Source organism: Sulfidibacter corallicola (assembly GCF_017498545.1).
In the GTDB taxonomy this organism is placed as follows: Bacteria; Acidobacteriota; Holophagae; order Acanthopleuribacterales; family Acanthopleuribacteraceae; genus Sulfidibacter; species Sulfidibacter corallicola.
Map to the genome: position 1 here is coordinate 3,552,091 of NZ_CP071793.1, position 23,397 is coordinate 3,575,487.

Genomic DNA, 23,397 nt, shown 5'->3' on the forward strand with positions numbered 1-23,397 from the left:
CACGTCAAACGCGCCTCCCTTACCGGGCCTCCCATACCGGGCCTCCCATACCGGGCCTCCCATACCGGGCGTCCCTTACCGGGCCTCCCTTACCGGGCCTCCCCACCAGATACCACCGGCAACAGGTGCAACCGCACCACCGTGCCGGGTTTGCCGGACCGCGGCTGGATCGAAATCTCTCCGTTCATCTCCATCAAGGTGTTGGCGCAATAGTGCAGGCCCAAACCCAACCGGTTGGGTTTGGTGGAGTATCCCTGGGTGTACACGCGATCGCCCACACCTTCCGGCAGGCCGACCCCGTCGTCGGTGAGCTCCAATTCCACCCATTGGCCCCGCATCCGGGTGGTGATCTCGATGGTTCCTTCAAAGCCCTCTTCTTCGGTGGCCCGCGCCTCGATCGCCTCCCAAGCGTTTTGGAAGAGGTAGAACAGGACCCGCGTCAGCCGCGAGTTGGAGCTCCGGACCGAGGGAATATCGCCGAAATGCTTGAGCAGGCGCATCTTGCCAGGACGGAACAGGAAGCCTTCCACGTGCAGTGCGTGCTGTACCAACTGATTGAGTTCGACGGCTTCCATCAGGCCGCGAACATCGGTATATTTTTGCTGCTCGCGCAGGATCGTGGCGATATCGGAAATGCGGGACTGAAGCACCTCGAACTCCGATTTCAGGAAGGAGCGCTCGTCCTGAACCCGCGTCCGCACTTCGTTCAGCCCCTGGGAAAAACGCTCGCGGCGATCGCCATCCGCCACCAGTTGTCGCAGATTCCGCTCGCTGTCCAGGGACGAGACGAGTCGGTCCAGGAAATTCGGCCAGCGCTGGCTCTGCAGCCGCTCCTCGAGCAAATGGGCCGAAGTGTTGACGCTGTTGAGAATATTACCCACGTTGTGAAGGACGTGAATGGCGATTTCAGCCCGCCCCGCGGTATGGGCGGCTTCCACCAGCTCTTTTTGGGTTTCGGCCAGGTCGCGCAGCGCGGCGGCCTTGGTGAGCGCGTTCAGTGCATGCTCGCGAAAGCGCACCGCCTTCTCCACATCGGAGGGGCCGAACACGGCGGTATGCTCGTGATGGGCGATGAGAATGGCACCCTCCAGGCGGCGCTCCACCGGGGTGAGCAGGGCAATCAGCGATTGCGGCAGAGGGAAATCGGTGGCACTCGCGGCGAGGAACCGCTCCCGGCAGGAGTCGCTGACGTACAGGCCCGTACCCACCTGGTTGAGGCTGGCGGCGATCCCGCGCAGCAATTCCTTGGTCCCGATCGCCTTACCCTGCCAAAATTCCGCCGCCTCGCCGACCACGTGGTCGATGCGGAAACGGCGACCGCCGATTTCGCGCATCAGGTGCCCGGCCACACTGGCCCCGGGGAACAGAACCAGGGCCTGGTTGAGCAGGGTCTCGACCACGTTGCCCAGTTCCACCTCGCGATTGATGGTCTTGACGATGGTGTCCAACGTCTCCATCTCGCGGTTCTTTTGCTCCAGTTCCCGGGTGCGTTCCGCGACCTTCCGTTCCATTTCACGCTGGAACTTCAGCAATTCCAGGTGCAGCGCCACGCGAGAGAGCAGCTCGCCCTTCTCGATGGGCTTGCTCAGGAAATCGTTGGCGCCCTCCTGAAAGGCGGCCCATTGATCCGTTTCGCGACTCTTCGCGGTCAGAAAGATGATCGGCAGTTCACGCCGACTGTAGCGTTCGCGCACCTTGCGACACACCTGATAGCCCGGCATGCGCGGCATCATCACATCCAGCAGGATCATGTCGATGCGTTCGTCGCGATTCAAATGGTCCAGCGCTTCCTGACCGCTGGAGGCTTCCAGCAGGCGGTACTTGCGCAGCATCAGGTAATTGACCAGGACTTTGCGGTTCACCGGCTCGTCGTCGACGATCAAGATCGTGGGCATATCGCCGGAGCCGGTCTCCACGCAGGACGCGATCGCGGATCCCGAGGCCGACGGAGCATGGGAAATCATGGGAATCGTCGGTCCGGTGACCGCTTCCTGGCCTTCGGCACTGCAGGGCAGGGAGAAAAAGAAGGTGGAACCTTCGCCGGGCACCGATTCCACCCACAACTTGCCACCGTGCAGGTTGACGAGGTGGCGCGTGATGGCCAGGCCCAGTCCGGTACCGCTGAAGCGCCGATCGGTGGCGGAATCCACCTGCTCGAAGGACTTGAAGATCGATTCGCGGTGTTTGGGCGCGATCCCGATGCCTGTATCGACCACGGCGATTTCCGTCATGTTGCCAACCACGCGGGCCTTCACCGTGACCCGACCCACGTCGGTAAATTTGACGGCGTTGCCCACCAGGTTGAAGAGAATTTGTTGAAGTCGCTCCTCGTCCGCATAGATGGGCGGTATCTGGACCGGCACGCGATTGATCAGCGGCAGTTGCTTGGCCGTCGCGATCGGGTTCAACATGGTGAGAACCACATCGGTCAGGGCATGCAGGTCGATCGCCTTGAGGTCGAGCGTCAAATTGCCGTGTTCCAATTTCGAGAAATCGAGAATGTCGTTGACCAGCCGGGTCAGCCGCCGCCCGCTGGAGACAATCAATTCCAGGTTGTGGCGCGCCTCGGGTGAGACCGGGCCGGCCACCCCTTCGCGCAGGGACTCGGCCAGCCCGATAATGCCGTTGAGCGGCGTGCGCAGCTCGTGCGAAGTGTTGGCCAGGAACTCGTCCTTCATTTTGTCCAGTGCGCGCAAGCGCGTGTTGACGCGACGTTCGAAGGCCAACTTGCGACGTTGTGCCGAATGGAACCAGATCCCCGAAAACACCAGCACCAGCGCGTAGAGCAACATGGCCCACGAGGTTCGCCACGGTGGCGAAGCGATGCGCAATTTAATCGACACACCCTCGTTGTCCCAGACATCGTCCTTGTTGGCGCTCTTGACGCGAAAGGTGTAACTGCCGGAGGGAAGCTTGGTGTAGGTGGCGAACCGACGCGAAGCATCGGTATAGACCCAATCGGGATCGAGGCCCTCCAACTTGTAGGCGAACCGGTTGCCGACGGGGCTGCTGTAGTGGAGCGCCGCGAACGAGAACGAAAACACGTGATCGCGATAGCCGAGGTCCAACTGGCGGGTCAGGTGGATCGGCCTGGAAAGCGGCGATTCGGGATCGGCGACATTCAGGGGCATCGGCTGATTGAAGAGGGAGAGTTCGGTCACCACCGTCACCGGCGCGATCTGGTCGGCCTTGACTTCGTCCGGGAAAAAGGCGTTGTAGCCGTTGATGCCACCAAAAAAGAGCCGGCCGTCGGAGGCCCGCATGGCGGCGCCCGAATTGAACTCGTCGGCCTGCAACCCGTCGTTTCGATCGAAATTGCGCACGGCACCACTGATGGGGTTGTATCGGGTCAGCCCTCTGTTGGTGGAGATCCAGAGCAGTTGCTGGGCGTCTTCCAAAATGCTGTAGACGGTGTTGTTGGCCAAGCCGTCTACCTCGCGGAAATGGGTGAAAGACTGGCTTTCCGGGTGATAGCGATTGACGCCGCCCCCGGCGGAACCGAACCACAGGTTGCCGGCGTGATCCTCCAAAATGGTGCGGATGCGGTTGTTGCTGAGGCTGGAGGGATCGTCCTTGTTCAGGCGGTAGGTGCGGAACTTTTCCGTGGCCAGGTCCAAACGCGCCACGCCACCGCCCCAGGTTCCGATCCAGAGTGCGCCGTCGCGATCCTGATGCAGCGCCATGACCCAATCGTTGCTCAGAGATTCGGGATCGTCCGGTCGATAGCGAAAGTTCGTGAACCCTCGCCGTTCGGGTTCCCAGCGGGCGAGTCCTCCGCCGGCGGTGCCTACCCACATGGTGTCGTCGCGATCGCGATAGAGAACGGACACCCCCTTGGCGGCCAGGGCGTGGGGATTGTCGGGATCGGGTACGTGATTCTCGAATTTGTTGTTGGGTACGTCGAGGATGCTCAGCCCCGACTGGGTGCCGACCCAGATGCGGCCGTCCGCATCCTCGCCGAACGAGGTGACACTGTCGCTCAACAGCCCTTCGCGATCGCCGGCATCGAAACGGAAATAGCGAAAGTACCGCTTTCCGGGGTCTAGACGGTTGATGCCGCCGCCCAAGGTCCCGATCCAGATGATGCCGCGGCTGTCCTCGAACAGGGCGTAGACGCCATCGTGACTGAGCACGCCCGGCAATCCGGCCAAATGCTTGTAGTGGGGAAACTTCTGGCTGGCGGGATCGAAGGTCACCACCCCACCGCTCATGGTCCCGATCCAAATCACCCCGGTCCGATCGCGAAAGAGCGACTGGACGCCGGCCTTGGCGAGATTCACACGGTCCTGCGACCCCTGGGGATAGGTGGAAAAGGTCTCCTCCTCCAGGTGAAAGCTGAACAGCCCGCTGGTGCGGCTACCGATCCACAGATTGCCCTCCTGGTCTTCCAGGAGAGACCAGACATCGGTGGGCCCCGAGGTTTGGATGCCGTTGAGGTTGATCCGTCGCACGGTCCCACCGATGGCATCGATACAGTTCAGCATGCCGTCGCGGGTACCCACCCAGATCCGGCCACGGCGATCCTGCATCACGGGACCCGCGGCATTGTCGGACAACCCGTCCGGTTCGCCCGGCTTGTAGGCCCAGTGGCGAAGCGCACCGTTGTCGGGGTGGTAGCTGTAGACGCCCCGATCGATGGTGGAAAGCCACAACACGCCGGCGCGATCCTCGAAGATGGTGCGAATGTTGGCGGCGATGCCTGGCGTGGGATGGCCGGCCAGGTTGATTTGGGTGAAACGACCCGTGGTTCGATCCATTTGGTAGAGGCCGCTGCGGTTGGTTCCCAACCAAAAACGGCCGTGGGAATCCTCCAGGATGGCGCGAATGTCACTGCTGGCGAGGCCATTGTCGGGGCTCGGCGCGAAGTGGGTGAAGGTTTCGGTTTGTTCGTCGAAGCGGTCCAGGCCGCCATCCCGGGTTCCCACCCACAAGACGCCATCACCGTCCACGTACAGGGTGTTCACCCAGGAGTCGGCCAGGCTGCCCGGATCCTCGAGATGGTGCTTGTAGGTCTTGAACTCGTAGCCGTCGAAGCGGTTCAGACCGTCCTGGGTGCCCAGCCAGACGAAACCGGTTTTGTCTTGGGCAATGCAGATGACGGTGCTTTGCGACAATCCGTGTTCGGTCGAATAGTTTTTGAGATTGAGGTAGCGCGGCTGGGCCGCCAGTTCCGCGGTGCCGAGCAGCAACGCGAAGAGCGAACCAAGGCGCAGGGCGCGCCCTGCCTGGACGCGAAAGAAACCCGATGGGAACGAAAGCGTGGGGTGGCAGCCTATCAAAAGTCGGAGAAACATGAAGGGACTCCGCAACAGTGGACCCAATGCCGGAAAGGCCCTGTAACACAGGAGTCAGAAAATCGACCGAGGCCCCATCGCCGTGTGGCCGGCCACCAACCCCGCCACCTCGATACGGTCAGATCAGGAGCGCAGGGCGGCACCGAATCCGCGGGAAATCCCGGATTGCGATGCAATAGAAGATGGTTCAATCACAAAGCCAGAGGGTAACGATACTCGATGGATGGTTGAAGACGAAATTCCGGCGCAAATGAAGTCATGAAAGATTTGCGAATACCCTTACTTTACCTGCCTTTGGGATCGGAAACAAGCGCGGTCGGGGCCGGACAGCCCGTCGGCATGCCCATGTCGCACGAGAAAAATCAGCGAACTTCGGACGTACCGGACCACGCCAGCGAACGCATTTTGAGCTAGAATGAGGCATCTTTCCAAAGGATATGCCCATGATTCGCGTAATTGGCTTTTGCCTGTTGACGATTTCGACGTGTTCGGCCATCGCCAACGATGCCGAGGACCTGTTCCGCAAACTGGAGCAGCGCCTGCTGCAGGCCGAGGAGTGGCGATTCACCAGTGTCATCGATGCCGAGAACGCGGTGACGGCCCATTTCGAAGGCACCACCCATTTCCAGAAGGGAAATCGGGTGACCCTGACGCAAAAAGGTCATTTTGCCGGCACCGATACCGCCCTGAAGCTGAACTCCGACGGCAACACCATGACCCACGCCAACCATGCCCAGGAAAAGAAATCGGCCACGCCCGCGCACCTGAACCAAGGGATGACGATCGGCTTCACGCGCATGGGCCTGCTCCACAACCTCGCGATGCTCTACAGCGCCAGTCCCCCGGACCGAACCGACGGCTCCGCCGAAGAATGGGTGGTGGTCCACCGGTTCGAGCCATTGGAACGGGTCACCCTGGAGGGTAGGCCCGCCGACAAGGTGGCGTTCTCGATTCAGGTCGGCGGCAAACCCTCGGGCAAGGCCGCCTTGTGGATCGATCGCGAAACCGGCTACCCCGTGCGTCGGGAACAAACCGTCGAATTCCCCAACGGCGCCATGAACGTGGTGGAACGCTACGCGGCATTCAGTTTTTCGAGCCAGGACCCCCTTGCGGTGGTGGAGCGGTTCGTGGCGGCGTTCAACCGCCATGACGTGAAAGCCATGCTGGACGCTGTCCACGACGACGTGATCTGGTTCAGTGTCGACGGGGCCACCAACCATCCGGAAGCCTCGGGCAAGGACGCCCTGGAAAAAGGAATGACCGGTTACTTCACCCAACTTCCCAGCGTGCGTTCGAGCCTGGAGGACGCCTTCGTCGTCGGGCAAACCGTGTCGGTCAAAGAACGCGCCGCCTGGAAGAACGCCGAGGGCGAGGAGCGCAGCCAGGCGGCCATCGGTGTCTACGAGGTCGTCGGCGGCAAAATCAAGCGGTGCTGGTATTTTCCGGCTTCGCGGTAGGAACGCGCCATGAAAGATACCCAACTATTGCAGAACGGCTTGGCCCGCTATCGCCGCGAGGGGCTGGAAGTCGTCATGGCCACGGTCGTCGAAGTGGACGGCCCGGCCTATCGTGGCCCTGGAGCCCGGCTACTGGTGGGGTCCGACGGCAGTACCGTGGGAGCCATCAGCGGCGGTTGCCTGGAAAGCGACATTCGCGAACACGCGCTGGCGATCATGGAAAGCGGAAATACCCGGCTGGTGACCTACGATGCCAGCGGCGACGAAGAGCTGTTGTGGGGACTCGGCACCGGCTGCGGTGGGTTGATCCGGGTCTTCCTGGAGCACTGGCCGCAAGACCTGGACGATTGGCTGAAAGATCAGACGATGCCCGCGGCCATGTTGACCGTCTACGAATCGACCGAGGAGCCCCGGATCCAGCCGGGTTATCGGCTGTCGCTTTCGCACACCGGCAACCTCAAAGAGCACGGCCAGGCACCGGGCGAATGGCGCGATCGCCTCGTGGACCTGCTGAGAAACCGTATTCCTTCCGAAACGAGCCTGGTCTCCCAATCTTCCTTGGCGACGTCATTTCAACTCACTTCTCCGGCCAATCTACACCTCCTCATGGAGCCCATTCCGCTACCCGTGGAGCTGTTGGTGGTGGGCGCGGGCTTCGATGCGCTGCCACTGCTGGAAACCGCCCATGAGCTGGGCTGGCATACGACCGCGATCGATCACCGCCCGGCGTTCCTGGCACCGGAGCGCTTTCCACCGGGTTGCCGACTGGTGGAGGCCGAACCCGAGGTGTTCCAATCCGATCGCCCGAATGAACCTCAGGCTCCGCCTCATTGGCTGTTGAAAGCGAATACCATGGCGGTCATTATGACCCACCATTTCGAGCACGATCGCGCCTGGCTGCGCCTGTTGTTGCAATCCGAGGCGCCTTACGTGGGCACACTGGGACCGCGCAACCGAACCGAACGCCTTCTGCAAGCGCTGACGGAGGAAGGGTTCACGCCGCAGGCTTCGATGCTGGACCGGCTCTACAGTCCGGTCGGCCTGGATTTGGGGGGTGAAACGCCGCGCGAAGTCGCGCTCTCCATCGTCGCGGAAATCCAGGCGGTTTTATCGGGTCGGACGGGCGGATTCCTGCGCGAGCGCAAGGGTTCCATCCACAACCGGCACCGCAGCCACCAAACGTTGGCGCCCGATTCCGATGAGTGACCCCAAGGCGAATCCCCTCGGAGTTCCCGCACCCACCTAAGCGACGTAACGCCTGTAGGTGGAGCAGGGGCGGTAAGCCAGCTTGCTCCACCAATCGAAGCAAAGTAACTCCATGTTTGCAAACTCTTAAAGGGCGAAGCGCTTCGTGTTTGCAGTCACACCTTCATCGAAGTCCCAACCTGCGAGAAGCCCGCATCACGAGAGGGGCGTAAGGCCCGTAGGTTGGCCCGCTGGGCCGACACATCGAAGTAACGTATGCAACAGTAGCAGGTTACAACAAAGAGCGAAGCGCATTCTTTCCCCAATCGTACCAAAGCGGAGTGACCTGTAAGCGGAGTCGCTGCATGCAGACAGAGACGTCGTGCCTGTAGGTGGAGCAGCTTGCTCCACCAATCGAAGTGACGTTTGGAACGGCGTTGGGTTACGCCAAAGAGCGGAGCCAATCGTCCTGCTGAATACCCGAAATCGAAGCGCCACCGCTCACAGTTTCTCCCGTTACGAGAGATACGCCGTTCCTATGGGTGCCAGCTCCACCAGTCGAAGCATCTCCACTCACGGCGACGCAATCTTCAAGAGGGTCGTGCGTCCGAATAGGGTGCCCATCGGATGGAACACCACAGGTCGCACATTCACGCTGCGCTCTTGTGTGTAATTAAATAATGTAAATCAAGTTGCTTCGATTGGTGGAGCAGGCTGCTCCACCTACAGGCTTGGCAACTCTTTCCAAATGGCGGGAATTGGAGACAACCGCACCTTGGTGGTGGCGTCAGGGAAAATTGAGGCGTTGTCTTAGGGTTAAGTACTGCATTTAAATCAAGTTGCTTCGATTGGTGGAGCAGGCTGCTCCACCTACAGGCTTGGCCACTCTTTCCAAATGGCGGGAATTGGAGACAACCGCACCTTGGTGGTGGCATCAGGGAAAATTGAGGCGTTGTCTTAGGGTTAAGTGCTGCATTTAAAGCGAGTTGCTTCGATTGGTGGAGCAGGCTGCTCCACCTACAAACCTAGCGTCCCTCTCGCGATGCGGGGACATTGGGCATTACGACTTCGGTGGCACGCGGCGAGGGGAGTAATCGGCTTCGCCCTTTGGCGTAATTGGTTGATGTTGCCTGGGTTGCTTCGGTCTATCGGGCTGACAGCCTTACTCACCCTGCACGACGCATCTCCCGGCATTCGGGAACCCCAAGCCAGTATGTTTCAAGCGATCGAATCGGCTACACATTTGGGGTGCGACACGGGGGACATCACGTCTTGTCGCCCCGCTTGCCCGTGAATCGCGTGAAGAACTTCTTGATGCCGGCCAACTTGCCCGGCGTCGCTTGGCCCGCCTCCGCGGCCCGCTCGGGGTCGTAGTGCACCGGTTGCCGGCGCAGTTCCGCGACAAAGGCGAGCAGGGCCTGACCGAAAGGACTGACGCGCAGCCTGGCGGCCTGCACCAGGGCGCTCTCGGCCTCGTCCAGGTCACCCGCGACCAGCGCCTGCACCGCCGCCCGTTCCAGGGACGCGGCCATCTCACCCACCTGAATCAACAATCCCAACTCGGCACCGCAGCGAGCACAAGTTCGGTCGCCGCGCACCTTTGCCCGGCACACCGGGCAGCACTCCAGGATTTTTTCCACGGGCCCATCCTCCCTTGCGCGTTCAGGCTTCCAGGTAGTACAACAAGTCGGCGAGCTGATCGGCCAATGCCTCCAGTTGGGCGTTCTGGGCCCCCTCGCGCGCATCCCGGATGCCCGCCAACAAAGCGTGCAGGTCTTCGGCATCTTCGCGGCTGACGCGCTTGAACAGCGACCCGGCACGCGTAACCAGCCCCTCCAAGCGCGCCATGAGTACGACATCTTCGGCGGTCACTTCGCGCGACTCCGAAGCCTCTTCCTCCGAATTCCCACCGGAACGGAAAAGCGCTTCGATGCGCTCGCGCGCGGCGGCCAATTCATCGGGCTCGTACCGCGACATGGTGTTCTTGATCAACAGGGTTCGCTGGGTTCCCGTGCCCTTCTCCGTGGCGGTCACTTCCAAAATGCCGTCGCAATCCAGGGAAAGCTGTACGGTGATCAGGTTCCCGGCGGGGTGTTGCGACAACCCCGTCACGGTGAAGTCGCCGATCAGGATGTTCTCGCGTACGTCCGGGCTCTCGCCCTGATAGATCTTGATCTCCACCTCTTCCTGGTTGTCCCGCACGGTGCAGAACACTTCGGACTTGGTCACGGGAATCGGCGTATTCTTGCGGATGATCGGTGCGAAATAATGGACATCGCCGCCTTCGGCGTTCTGGGTCTCGGCTTGGATCGCATTGGTGCCGAAGGTATAGGGTGTCACGTCCAGCAACACCGCGCGGGCATCCACACCGGCAAGCACGCCGGCTTGGATCGCGGCCCCCAGCGCCACACATAGATCGGGGTGCACCTCCGCCCGTGGCTGCATCCCAAACGTCTCTTCCAGGCGTCGCTGAATCAACGGCGTGCGGGTAGCGCCGCCCACCAACAGGATCTCCTCGATATCGGTGACCTTCAACGCCGCGTCGGACAAGGCCGTGTGAACCGCGGCCAGGGTTTCTTCGACCTCTTCGGAGATCATCGCGTCGAATTGGCCGCGCGACAATTCGACGCGAAGGTTGATCGGCTGGCCGTCCCGCTCACCCAGGTAGGCTTCCTCGATCACGGCGAACGGATGGTCCGAGAGGTGGTGTTTCGCGGTTTCCGCGGCACGCCACAACCGAGCCATCGCTTTCAGGTCGCTCCGCACATCGCAGCTCCGCTGTTCGCGAAGGTACCGAAGCAAGTACTCCACGATCTTGCGATCGAAATCGTCGCCACCCAACCGGTTGTTGCCGTGGCTGGACACGACCTCGATGACGTCGCCCTGGATGTCGACGACCGAAACGTCAAAGGTGCCACCGCCCAAATCGTAAACCAAAATTTTGCGTGCCCCTTCATGACCGGCCTCGTAGGCCAGCGCGGCCGCGGTGGGCTCGTGAATCATGCGCACGACCTCCAAACCCGCCAGTTCTCCGGCCTCGAAGGTCGCCTGGCGTTGGGCATTGGAGAAAAAGGCCGGAACGGTGATGACCGCTTTGCGCAAGGGTTGGCCGAGTTGATCCTCGGCGTTCATCTTTAACTGCCGCAAGATGACCGCGGCGATTTCGCTGGGTCGGAATTCCTTTTCACCCAGCAGGATGCGTTCACGGCTGCCCATCCGCCGCTTGATGGATTTGATGGTGCGCTCGGGAAAGGCGATCCATTGATTGCGGGCGGGCTCACCCACGAGCAATTGGCCGCGCTCGTCGATACCGACCACCGACGGCAGGATGAGCGGCTCTCCCAGAATCTGCGGTTGCCCTTCCTCGAACACGGCGATTTCCGAATTGGTCGTGCCAAAATCGATGCCCACGACCAATTCACGGGCCTCGGTTCGCTTTCCTGTTTCATGCGGCTCCGTCATCGTCGGGCACCTCCTCCAGTCGATTGACGCGAACTTCGGCCGGACGCAGCACCGATTCGCCCAGCAAATACCCGCGCCGAAGCTCCACCAAAACCACCGCCTCCTCGCGCTCGGGCTCGCGACCCACTTCGGCGGCGCGCATCGTTTGCGGGTCGAAGGGCTGACCCTCGACCGACATCGCGGTCACCTTTTGGGCGGACAGAATCTGATCCAGACGGTGGACGATCAAGCCGCGCCCCTCCGCGAACCCGGCGAGCTGCTTGGCTTCGTTCGTAAAAAAGCGACTCATGGCGCTGGGCCGCACCGACATCAGGTTTTCGTGTTCGCGTGCCAAGAGGTCTCGCAACTCCAACATTTCCAAGAGCAAAGGACGGTGTCGCGCGGATTCCTCGGCAGTGGCGAGTCGTCGCAAAACGGATTCGTGTTCACGGCGTTCTTCCTTGGCTTCCTTCTGTTGCTGTTCCACGATCGTGAAGCCCTCGCGAAACAGGTCCAGCGCCTCCTTGAACTGCCTCGCCTCCAGTTTCACCTCGGTCTTGAGTTGAACCAACTCGCCAAGTAACTGAAACAAATCCACATCCTGAGCTTGGGGAGGTGTGTCTTTGTTTTCCAGGAAGCTGCGAAAACGCGACACCAGATGATCGATGTCCCACTTCTTTTTAGGGTTATCGGTACTTTCCACGGGGTCGACTCCTTTCTCGAGTAACCGAAGGTTGTCTGATTGCAGCCTAGGGAATTCGGCACGTTGTCTGGAAACGGGTGGAATCACCCTTTGATTTTAACGCTGTTTCTCGCTTTGCGCGCTCGCTTCCATCAGTCCTTGGTTCAACAAGTCGTGGAAGGAGGCCCGCGAAAGGCGGCCGGGCTTCACCTCTCGAAACAAGGCTTCGAGAAACAGGTCGACATCGGGCCGCTGTCGCCGAAAGAGCACGTAGCGGACACGGGCTTCGGCATCGGCGATTTGTTCGTAGGCGCGCCGAAGACGCTGGTAGCCCTCCGGATCCCGGTCCGGCGTCACGTGCCGAACGCGAGACAGAAAGGCCTCTCGGATGGCTGCATCGTCGGCGTCGGCCGAGACACCCAATAGGGCGAAAGGATCCTCGACGAAAGGCAACGTCGCGGGATCTCGAAGGTTGCGGGATTCGTCCGTCATGGCGCCTCCTCCGTATCGCGGGTGTGAGATCCGTTCCAAGATCCGCTGGGTGCCGATGGAGAAGCCGCGCCGCCGAGTTCGTCGAGGAAGGCCTCGATCTCGTCGGCCAGAGCTTCCCTACCGCTGGACGCGAGATGCCAGGCCGCGTCTTCCAATGCCGCCAACATGGATTCCGGTAACGGCATCGAGCCATCTTCGGAAAGCGCCCGAGCCAGGAACAGGACGGCCTCCGGCCGCGTGTCGACCATGGAAGCCATCATCCCGGCCGAGCGAAACCAACCCAATGCCAAAAGCGATTTGCCCACCGCGATTCGGTCCTCGTCTTCGATATCAAGCCCTTCACAGGTGTGCTGGATCAAGTCGTGCAGCGCGGCGGGTGGTTCGACGTATCGAAGTGCGATCACGTAGGGACGACACCACGCCAGCAAACGCATCACTTCGGCCGCGGATGGATGCCATGACGCGAGCATCTTCAGCCAGATCGACCCCGTTTCCGAAGCCTGGTCGACGAGACCCAATGCGTCCAGAAAGACACATGCGAAGGCGGTCTTGATGGGAGAATCGCGGACCTCGGATGCGCAAGTCGCCAAACTCCGCTGCAGTTCCGCCCCCTGGTCGCTCGAAACCAGGTAGCGGCATCGAAGCAGCGACACCAACAACGGCTCGGCGAAACACAGGGGCTCCACCGCCTCGGCGAGCGACGCCCATGCTTCGCAATCGGCCGCGACCTCCGAGGAACGGTAAAGGTGCAGCGCTGCGGCCAAGACCTCTTTCCCGGGCTTGGCATCGAGCGGATCCAGTCGCCACAGGTCACCGGCCAGTCTCGTCGCCAGGGTCAAATCTCCGGTTTCCAGGTAGTGCGTCAATGCCGTGCGATGGAGATCGACGTCGTCGGGATGGTGGCTCAGCGCTTGTTCGGCCCAGTCGGCAAAACGCCGATGTCTTTCCCTTTCCACCGAATTCGCCGAACACTGCAGCAACGTCTGCCAGACCCGGCGCTGGGTCGGATCGAGACCGACACTTCGTTCCAGTAGATCAATTGGGTCGAGATCGAAAGAACGCACGTCGAAATCCAAGCGTTCCAATTCCAAAGCCAATTCAGCCACGTGATGAAAGACCTGGGCCAGGACGAACCGTTTATCGAGACCGAGACTGACCGTTTCGCCCTCTACGGTCTCGGCATATCGCAGCCAACACTGAGCCGCAAGAACGCCGTCCCCGGTTTCTTCGGCGTGCAGAGCCCGCAATCGCCATCTTTCGTCTTGCATCGGTTCGAGACGATCTAGACCGGTCTCGAACTCGGTTTTGGCAAAGGGAAGTTCCCGGCGCAAAAAGTGATCGATGGGGTTCGAGGCCATGCCGGCGGCCTGCAGGTCGTCGCGAAGGGCGGGCAACCGCTCCACATTGTCATCGGCGTCGTCGGCTCGGAGCGACCAATCCGCGATCCGGGAAGTGAGGTCGGCAGACACACCCACCAGTTCGGCAAAGGCATTGCGCCCCGCTTTTCCGGCACGCGCCACCTTTCGCAAGGAGACCAGGCCTCGTCGATCACGGGCCGCGGCGACCCATGTCGCCAGCGGGGCGAACGGCGAACCCGGCGGTACCATCGAGACGAGTTTGCGTGCGGGTGCGGATCCCGCGCCGGGTCTTGCCGCCCGCAACACCAAAACCAGGTCGCGCAGCCCGGATCGAAACGGGATTTCGGCGAGAGCCTGGTTCATCGCGTCGAAATCGGCCCGAACATAGGAATCCAGAGCGCGTTCGGCGGCCGACACCCACAATGCAAGGCGACCGTGCATCTCAGGGTCGAGCGGCGGAACTTTACCGATCAATCGCGCCGCCCCCACATAACCTTCGATGCGAAAGGATAATTCGGCGGGCAGCTCGGTCCCCAAGCGCCTCACCTGGGCCCAACCCCCAGCCAAGCCTGGCCAATCCCGTTCGGCGAGGGACAGGTTCAACCTGACGACTGCCGCATCGGTGGCCCAATCTTCGGGGGAGAGTCGCGAAACTTCCCGCCTCGAGGCTTTGAGGGATCCCCGCTCGAGCAAAGAAGTCGCGTGATGGAGCACCGTTTTTCGGAGACCTTCGCGCCAGGGCGGCTTGTCTTCCCGAGCAAGAAGCTCCTCGAAGGCCAAGGTAGCCGCTTCCCATTCGCGAGCGGCCAGATGAGCTTCGGCCTTCACTTCCAGCAATCCCGTGGTCAGTCGATTGAATAGAGCCCGCAGTCGTTCCAAACGATTGCGGTCAGGACGTCGAGGCATGTAGCTCACCCGATCAGCCTAAATTCTGCGCGATGGGGATCGCCGAAGCATGACCGAAACTCGGTTTCGATGATTCCCAATCGCGACAGACCGGCTACATTTTTCCTAAAACAGTGTACTACCCGATCCGCATCAATCAAACCCCAAAGCAGGATTCCCGCAAACAAGCGAGACCTCGCAATTGAACATCGAACGGACGACCAAGCAGTTGAGGAGGGTCACCGATGATTTTCCTAATGGAACGATATTCGATCGGTTGTCAAAAAAACGCGGGATACACCGGATTCATAGACAATTGCCGTAGCTCTTGATCGCCGTCTGTAATTTATTGGCTTCCTCGCGGAGCTCGTTCTTCATGCGGTTCTGCCCGTCCTTCGATGCGGAAGCCCGCGATAGGGTTTGGGCCACTTGGTTGAGCTCGCGCAGAAACTGGCTCAACTTGGGATGACAGGCCAGGAACCGTTTCAAATTTGCCTGGCTCTGTTCCTCGAACAACCCCAAATCGATTTGAGACACCTCACCATAAAGCGAGGTGTGGGTGCCCTGCAAAGAAGCGACCCGGACCCGATTCGATTTGATGCGCGATGCATGACCGCCGGACGCGCCTTGGAAAAAATCGCGGTAGAGCACCTCGGTCTCTTGCGTCGCGACTTGCAAGTCCGAGAAAAACCGTTCCAGTTTGTGGGCCAGTTGTTGAGGGTCGGGCTGATTGCTTGCCGGGCCACGGTGATGCGGTTCGAGGGTGACCGTTTGGTCGGCGCTGTTGAGATTCATGACGAAGTGATTGAGGAAGTCCTGACCCAACAGGCCGATGACCTTGCGGGAATTCAAGGCATCGATGCGCTGGCTGGCGGCGCGAAAGTCGCGGACCCTGGCCCCAGAGAGCGAGATTTCCTCGAACGACACGAATTCGGCATCGACCGCACGACTGGCGACACCGACCATTTGAAAAGTCTGCCCGGTTCGCTTCGCGTCGACCTCGGCGACGACGCGAGGTTCGATGACCGTAATCGAAGCGCCCGTATCCAACACGATGTCGTAGGGACCCTTGCCGTTGAGCGTCAAGGGCACGATGATGCTGTTACCCATGCGCCGATAACTCAAGGTGATGGGCCCGGAAGGCGCGTCGCGCTTGGCGATCTCTCGATAGGACTCGTTGGTCAATTCGACGGTTGGCCACCTGGGTTTTTTCGGCTGGTTCGCATTGGCGGCCGCCTCGGCCCTTTCGCGCTCCTTGCGGGCCAACTCCTTCTCCAACTCGGCTTTGGCAGCGGCAGTCTTTTCCCAGTGAATCGCCGATTCGGGAAGCGAGAAGTGTTGCTCGCCACGATAGATGGTCACGGTGCCGTTGCCTCGCTCCACCTGATCACAACGAATGACTTTACCATTTTTCAATACCAGCACCTCGGGAGCGAAGCACCAAAGCAAGAGCCAGAAGCAAAGGCTTGCCATATTTTGCACCCACCTTGACCAGATCAAATGTTTCGAGCCGAGCCTCGGATGTGATTCTTTCAAATCTCGTCCCAAAGAGATATGTCCGAATACACACAGGAACACAAAGGCGTCGCGGTCGTCCCCGGGAAGGCCCGCGACGGCGCGTTGCGTTCCCTGGGTTCTATTAATAATGTAGGGCATTCGCCTGCAAAGGCTGTAAAAAGATCGACACCGCGGCTGTTTCTCGAGAAGAGACGCCTCTCCCGAAAATAAAAAAAGCCGGGGACGAGTCCCCGGCCATTTGTTTTGCAAGGTTGGCTGAAACGAATCAGGCGGTGCGCTTACGTCTCATGAAAGCCATGGCGGCGAGCATGAGGATGGAGACGAAGGCGATCATGCCCCACTCACCCAAAGTGGGAACCGTGATCACCGGACCACCGGATGCGTTCAGGATGTCGAAGGTTCCGGTTACGGTAGCGACGTAGAAGTGGTCTTCGGCACCGGTCACGCCAGGCACGACAATGGTGCCGCTGGCGGGAATGGTGATGCCGGAAGCCAACAGAATCCAGTTACCCGTATTCGTGGAACCCGTGGTGTTGTAGAGATCGAAGATACAACCGGGAGTACCGGTGACGATCACATCTCCACCGATGGTGACGTCGATGGTCACCGGACCACAGATGTCGTTGTCCAGGTTGGTGGCCGACACGTCGGCGGTGTCGCCGTCGCCCAGGGCATCGTACGCGGGGTCGCTACTGGAAGGATCACCCACGATGATGTTGTAGCCGATATCGCCATCGACCACGGGATCGTCCACACCCGTCACCGTCACGGTCTGCGGCGTATTGCCGAGCGTGAAGGTCAGGGTAGCCTGATCGACGGTACCTTCAGTGGTGTCGTCGGAGGTGATGGGAATGGTGACCGCACTGGTAGGCGTGGCACCGAGGCGAACCTCGAAGGTGGCCGTAGCGCCGTCCTCGTCGGTGACCAGACCGCTCGTGGGCGTCACGGTAACCGAAGCGGTGTCGTTGTCGCTGTTGGTCACACCCACGGAAGGAACGGTGAGGTTGTTGAAGGCCGCATCGGTACTGGTGGTGGGGCCGAGATCGATGTTGAAGGCGATGTCGCCATCGTCGAAGTCATCGTCCACACCAGTAACGGTCACGGTCTGTGCAACGTTCCAGTTGGCATTGGTGAACGTCAGCGTCGCGGAGTCGGGCGTACCTTCGGTGGTGTCGTCCGATACGACCGGAATGGTGACGTCCGCGGTCGGCTGGGAATCGAGCACGACGGTAAAGGTGTCGGTTCCACCGGCCTCGGTGACGGTCAGACCCGAGGTGGGATTGACGGTCACACCCGGAGGCAGGTCGTCGTCGTTGTTGGTCACGCCGACGGAAGGCAGCGTCTGGCCGTTGTAGACGGTGTCGGTACTGGTGGCCGGGCCCAGGTCGATGGTGTAGGCGATGTCGCCGTCCGGCGCGCCGCCATCCTGAACACCGGTGACCGTCACGGTCTGAGGCGTGCTGAAGTTGAGCGGCGTGAAGGTCAGCGAGGCGAGGTCGGGCGTCCCTTCGTTGACGTTGCTGGAGACGACGGGAATCGTCACGTCCGCAGTCGGCTCGGAAAGGAGGTTTACCGTGAAGGTATCGGAGCCACCTGCTTCGGTGGTGACCAGACCGGCAGTCGGGTTCACGTTGAAGCCGAAGGTGTCGTCATCGTTGTTCTGGCAGAGTACATCCACAACGGGCACGCCGTTCCAGACCGGATCGGTACTGACGGTGTCGGCCAACAAAATGGAGAAGAGTTGGTTGCCGTCATCGATGGCGTCGTCGACACCGGTCACGGTGACCGTCTGGGCAACGTTCCAGTTGGCGTTCGTGAAGGTGAGCGATGCCGTGTCGGCGGTACCTTCGTTGGCATTCTGGGTGCTGACGGCGATGGTTACGTCGTTGGCGGGCATCGCGTCGAGCACGACCGTGAAGGTATCGGTGGTTCCACCGTCTTCGGTCACGATCAACGGCGTCGCGTTGGGCGTGACGGTCACACCGGCCGAGTCGCCGTTGTCGTTGTTGACGGCGGTGACGTCGGCAGGATCGAGACCGTCGTAGTTCGTATCGGTACTGCTGGCCGGACGGGTGATGATGGTGTAGTTCACGTTGCCGTCATCGAGGAAGTCGTCCACACCGGTGATGGTGATGGTTTGCGGCGTATTCCAGTTACCGGAGGTGAAGGTGGCGGAAGCGGGGCCTACCGTACCCTCGGTGGTATCGTTACTTTCGAAATTGAGCACCACATCGGCGGTGGGCTCGGTGTCGAGCACGACGTCGAAGCTGGAAGTCGTCAAGTTCTCGTCGGTCACCAACGGCTCGACAGCGACCGGAGTCACGGTGATACCGGCGGTGTCGTCATCGGTGTTCGTACCGGTGATATCGGCGACGGTTACCCCGTTGTAGCTGGGGTCCCCACTGGTTGTGGTACCGGTCACGACGGTAAAGGGCGCGTCGCCGTCGTCGATGTCGTCGTCAGCGCCAGTCACGGTCACGTTTTCCGAATAACCAGGGCCAGTGAGGGTGACACTCACTTGAACCGTAGCTTCGCCGTTGCTGATGCTGAGCGGGATTGTAACGTCCATGGTGGGTGTTCCCGAGGCAAAGATAACAAAAGTGTCGGTTCCGCCCGCTTCGGTCGTGACCAACCCGGAGTTCGGGTCGACGAAAACCCCGGCAATGCCGTCGATATTCAGGTTGGTGACCGTGACATCGTCGACGACGAACCCGTCGTAATCGGTATCGGTCGAGGCGCCATCTGCGGTCACGACCGTGTACATGACGTTTCCGTCGTTTCCGTCGCCGGAAGCACCGGGGGTGACCGTCACGGTTTGTGGGATGTTCCAGTTAGCCGAGGTGAACGTCAAGCTGGCGGGTGCCACGGTACCTTCCGTCACATCGGAAGAAGAGATGCCGATATCGACATTCGCGGTGGGAGGTGCGTCGAGCACCACATCGAAGGTGGTGGTTGAGCCGTCCTCGGTGGTTTCCAAGGTAGTCGGTGCAACGGTGACACCGGCCAGCAATTCATCCCCTTCGAGGCGGAAGGCCTGATCGTTGTTCTCGGGAGGCGTGGCGGTCACCGCACAGCTCGTAACCCGGTCGCCCCAGGTGTTGGTGCAGGCGGCGTCGCCCAACAGTTCGAAGTTTTCGAACCAGGCGCTGGGGAAGAGGTCGTCGGTGGAGTTGGCCGAACGCCACAACCACTGACCGGCTTCATCGGGATTCTGATTCGCCTGAACGACCAACCAATAGGTACCGGGTGTCAGAATCAGGCCGCCGGGAATATTGACCACGAAATCACCGACGTTGAGATCGTCGGGCGTGACGTTCTCGAGCGAGAAGATCGAGGCACCCGAGAGGTTCGTGGTGTCGGGGAGACCGCCGCTGTTGCCGACGACGTGAATGTTCAACGAGGTCGCCGGACCTTCGGGGCCACCGCCCGGGGCATTGTTGATGTAGTTCCCGGTGACGGAAATGCTGTTGATCCGCCAAGCTTTGACCGACGCAGGGACAGTGAAGTCATCGGCCGCAAAGGTAGAGTAATGGACGACGGGGGGACCGGGGTCTATGACAAAACCGGGTGAAGTATGCACCTGGGAAGAAACGCCCAAAGCGCCTACCGGCACATCGTCCGTAGTATCGAACAGGACTGTTCCACCGCGGTTCGGGAACGTAAACGGCTCCCCGCCCGGGCCCTCTGCCACCAGGTTATGGTTGGCAGTCGGCTGGGCAAGAGCCGCGAAGGACCACATAAGCACAATGGATCCATAGAAAAGCATTCTCATTTCTCGTCTCCGTAGAAATCAATAGTCGTTCGATTGTTGGGTGAGGTTGTTATTAAGTGGCTAACCTACCACAGTTGTTTTCGTTAATCCAACCTTTTGCAAAAATGTTCGGGCAAACGCGGAATGCCTGCAGCAGTGATAACACCGCATCGGGCAGGACACACAATTGTTGAGAGATGAAAAGCAGACATCGTGGGCTTGCCCTGAAGGAAGCCTTCTCCATGGGATGAACAGGCTTGCTACCCGTGCAAGCTTTATTCCAGGATTTTCTGATGTCGAACCTGTTTTTTCCTCGTCCCGCCTCATCTCCCACCCCAGCACAAAGCGCGCTCCGGCCTTTTTTTGAACAAGCGACAAAATCAACCCCACCCCCTAAATATTGTTGCTCTGTCAGGGACCCCTACCACATCTTCGTGAGCGGCATGTTCTATTTAAATATAGGAACACCTTTGTCCCATCTGAACCTCACCCGGTTCGCCACGACCTCTTTCACTCGTCTTGTCTCTACCGGTGAGACGAACGCCAGCCGCACCACCCGTTCTGGGTTGAAATCCATCGCAATCTCCCGATTCGCGCTGTCGGGACGCGATCCATTCGTTGCCGTACCGGCAACGGGCCCCGGCCCGGAGACCCTTCCCGGCCCACTCGGGCCACTCGCGATCCGGCCAAGGCGCTTCGATTTCCGAACATGCGCCGGAGTCGAAGATCGCCCGAACATGTGGGGGGTTCAAAAATCGCACTGGCGGACTATCTGCATGGGGTACTAGAATGAACTTCATACCACACCAAGACATGGATGCCGTTCTATGGAGCCTCGCAGGAGGCATGGCGGCCAGAAGGAGCGATCATGCTGCGTGTACAAATCTCCACTTCGGTCCTGACCCAGAGCGTGGGGAAAGAATCCGTCCTCCTCGATTTGAAAAAGGGCACCTATTTCGAGCTGAACGCCATGGGGTCTGCGATCTGGAACAGCCTGCAGGAAACGCAGAGCCTCGATCAGACGCTCGAACGACTGCTGTCGGAATACCAGGTCGATCGGCAAACGCTTCAGACCGACCTCACCGACCTGGTCGGGCGACTCAAGGAGCACGGCCTTGTGGAACTCCATAACCAATGAACGTGTTGGAGGTTCCTCGCGCGCTCGGCGGCCGAAACTGAACGGCGCGTTTCCACAACGCGCGAACAAGGCCCTCCGTGCTTCCGCTCGCACGGCAAGAGAACGATTGGATCGATTCGCATGAGTGAAATCGCGGCGGTCATCCACCTCGATGGACGCCCGGTCCTCCAAGAGGAGACCGATCTCCTCGCCCACCACGGATTCGTGCCCCGATCATCCGCCACCCCGTGGGTCGCACGCGAAGGCGCGGTCGGGATGATGTTCGTCGAGCATCCACGATTGGCACCCGTCGCGCCGAATCCCCACGTGGACGAGGATCTGATGGTCGTGGCCGATGCCCGCATCGACAACCATGCGGCGCTGGCCAGCGCCCTGGCCTTGGAAACGGCTTCGCCCGCCAGCCTGATCGCGGCAGCCTACCGCCGCTGGGGGAGCCGTTGTCCGCGCCACCTCTCCGGCGACTTCGCCTTCGTGCTCTGGAACCGGCGAACCCGCGAACTCCTGGCGGTGCGCGATCCCATGGGAACGCGCACGCTGCACTTCGCCTCGATCGGGCAGAGCCTGTACCTGAGCAGTTTCGCGATTCAAATCGAGCGCGCCTTTCCCGACCGCTTCGAAGTGAATCCGGCGGCTCTCCTGATGTGGATCATGAACCACTACGACGAGCGCCATTCGATGTGGCACGGTCTCACCGGCCTGCGCCCCGGGGAAGCACTGACCCTGCGCAGGGGCGAACCCTCAATCGGCAGGCTCCTGGAGCTGCGACCCCGCCGTCACGGCCTTCCCCCGCGGAAGGAATGGGGACCCGCTCTGCTGGAATGCCTGAATCAGGCCGTGGCCCAGCGCCTCGCCGACGCCGAGGGACCCGTATCGACCATGCTCAGTGGCGGCATGGATTCCTCCACCATCACCGCCCTCGCCACCGAGCATGCCCGCCGCCAGGACCGTGAAGTGGTCGCCTATGCCTATCGATTTCCCACCTTGACCGATTGCGACGAGAGCCACTGGAGCCGGTTGACGGCCGAACACCTGGGCATCCCCCTGGAATCGATCGACTGTGAACCCTTTACGGTGGTGGAACCCAGCCCGCCCATCCACCCCATGGAGAATCCGTTTCAGTGCGCGGACCGCTTGGACCTGGCCATCCTGGACCAGGTCCAACGACGAGGTGGCACCAGCCTGCTCACCGGCCACGGCGGCGACACGATGTTCGCGAACCTCCCTCCGATCCACCTCTTGGCCGGAGACATCCTCAAAGGGCGCCTGACTCGGCTTGGGCAGTTTTGGACACAACTGGGCCAGCGTCCCCTCAAATCCAAGGCAAAAGCCGCCATACGATCGCTATTCGGACATTTGGTGCCAAACCGCCTCTATCTGGACCACTGTTACCGGGGTGGGCGACTACCACATATGCCGTCCTGGATACGTTCCGAGGCTATTCGACCGGAAAACGGTATCGACGAGCTGGAGATCCGGTCTCCCCGACGTTTCCTCGGGTCGGATCGCCAACGTTTTTTCCACAGGATGACCCGAGGAGCAGCCGGGATCCGCCGAGCCACCCATTGGTACCAACGAGCCGGGAACTCGCGAGGAATCAAGGTTTTCCACCCTTTTTTCGACCATCGACTGGCCGAGCTCCTACTCGCCATGCCACCAAATCACCTCAACGGCGACGGACGACCCAAAGGTCTGCTGCGCGAGCTGATGAAACACCACTTACCCAGCGAAATCGTGAACCGACTGGAAAAACCCACCTTGGCCGCCTATTATTACAAGGGAATCGCGAATCAACTGAATCGCCTGCAAGGCCAAATCATCCACGACCCAATCCGCCACGAATGGATTGACGGACCCGCGCTTCAGGAGTCCGTCGAGCTCTTCCTAAAAAAAGAACCGGGTAGAGAGGTCGCCGATTTCCTATCCGCACTTTGGACCGAGATCTGGCTCTCCATCCGCCAACCCCAATCGTTCCCACACGCAAGAAAGCCCTTATCGTCCGCGCCAGAACCTTCGAATCCAAAATCATGAAGCCAAAAGTTAATGCGACTGGTGTGGTCTTTTTTGGGTTCTTTTGTTAAGTTCTAAGATCATCCTACCGAGAATAGATTTAACACTTCTTTGCGACAACCTAGTATTAACCCGGGAGGAGAACTTTGAGAATCAAGTTCAAAAAAAGAAGCTCCCCGAGGATTTTTT

Annotated in this window: 12 protein-coding genes; 4 read left to right on the plus strand and 8 right to left on the minus strand. The window is 60.3% G+C overall.

The window, feature by feature from the left end; genetic code table 11:
* Positions 1–89: 89 nt before the first annotated feature.
* Positions 90–5,294 (minus strand): two-component regulator propeller domain-containing protein, encoded by a 5,205-nt coding sequence (locus J3U87_RS10170; RefSeq protein WP_237382935.1) that lies wholly within the window; start codon positions 5,292–5,294, stop codon positions 90–92.
* 443 nt (positions 5,295–5,737) lie between these two features.
* On the opposite strand from J3U87_RS10170, the gene J3U87_RS10175 reads away from it, so the two are divergent.
* Positions 5,738–6,751, plus strand: a complete 1,014-nt coding sequence (locus J3U87_RS10175; protein WP_237382936.1) for a nuclear transport factor 2 family protein — start codon at positions 5,738–5,740, stop codon at positions 6,749–6,751.
* Positions 6,752–6,760: 9 nt separating this feature from the next.
* A complete protein-coding gene (locus J3U87_RS10180) occupies positions 6,761–7,957 on the plus strand; it encodes an XdhC family protein (protein ID WP_237382937.1) in 1,197 nt (398 codons plus the stop codon).
* Between the two features lie 1,244 nt (positions 7,958–9,201).
* On the opposite strand, the gene J3U87_RS10185 is transcribed toward J3U87_RS10180, so the two are convergent.
* The 7 genes from J3U87_RS10185 to J3U87_RS10215 form a co-directional block, all read right to left on the minus strand.
* Positions 9,202–9,576, minus strand: coding sequence for a hypothetical protein (locus J3U87_RS10185; RefSeq protein ID WP_237382938.1), 375 nt, complete (start codon positions 9,574–9,576; stop codon positions 9,202–9,204).
* 22 nt (positions 9,577–9,598) lie between these two features.
* The gene (locus tag J3U87_RS10190; RefSeq protein WP_237382939.1) at positions 9,599–11,398 is read right to left on the minus strand and encodes an Hsp70 family protein; all 1,800 of its coding nucleotides are present in this window, start codon (positions 11,396–11,398) and stop codon (positions 9,599–9,601) included.
* Positions 11,382–12,080: a nucleotide exchange factor GrpE gene (locus J3U87_RS10195; protein ID WP_237382940.1), complete on the minus strand. Its 699-nt coding sequence runs from the start codon at positions 12,078–12,080 to the stop codon at positions 11,382–11,384. The genes J3U87_RS10190 and J3U87_RS10195 overlap by 17 nt, the downstream gene beginning before the upstream one ends.
* Before the next feature lie 96 nt (positions 12,081–12,176).
* Positions 12,177–12,551: a J domain-containing protein gene (locus tag J3U87_RS10200; RefSeq protein WP_237382941.1), complete on the minus strand. Its 375-nt coding sequence runs from the start codon at positions 12,549–12,551 to the stop codon at positions 12,177–12,179.
* Positions 12,548–14,815, minus strand: coding sequence for a hypothetical protein (locus J3U87_RS10205; RefSeq protein ID WP_237382942.1), 2,268 nt, complete (start codon positions 14,813–14,815; stop codon positions 12,548–12,550). Before J3U87_RS10205 ends, J3U87_RS10200 begins: the two co-directional genes overlap by 4 nt.
* Before the next feature lie 285 nt (positions 14,816–15,100).
* On the minus strand, positions 15,101–16,210 hold the full coding sequence (locus tag J3U87_RS10210) for a retropepsin-like aspartic protease (protein WP_237382943.1): 1,110 nt from the start codon (positions 16,208–16,210) through the stop codon (positions 15,101–15,103).
* Between the two features lie 367 nt (positions 16,211–16,577).
* A complete protein-coding gene (locus J3U87_RS10215; RefSeq protein WP_237382944.1) occupies positions 16,578–19,709 on the minus strand; it encodes an IPTL-CTERM sorting domain-containing protein in 3,132 nt (1,043 codons plus the stop codon).
* Between the two features lie 1,222 nt (positions 19,710–20,931).
* Between J3U87_RS10215 and J3U87_RS10220 the strand changes: the two genes are divergently transcribed.
* Positions 20,932–21,201 (plus strand): PqqD family protein, encoded by a 270-nt coding sequence (locus tag J3U87_RS10220; RefSeq protein ID WP_237382945.1) that lies wholly within the window; start codon positions 20,932–20,934, stop codon positions 21,199–21,201.
* A 120-nt stretch (positions 21,202–21,321) separates the two neighbouring features.
* A complete protein-coding gene (locus tag J3U87_RS10225) occupies positions 21,322–23,229 on the plus strand; it encodes an asparagine synthetase B family protein (protein ID WP_237382946.1) in 1,908 nt (635 codons plus the stop codon).
* Positions 23,230–23,397: the final 168 nt, after the last annotated feature.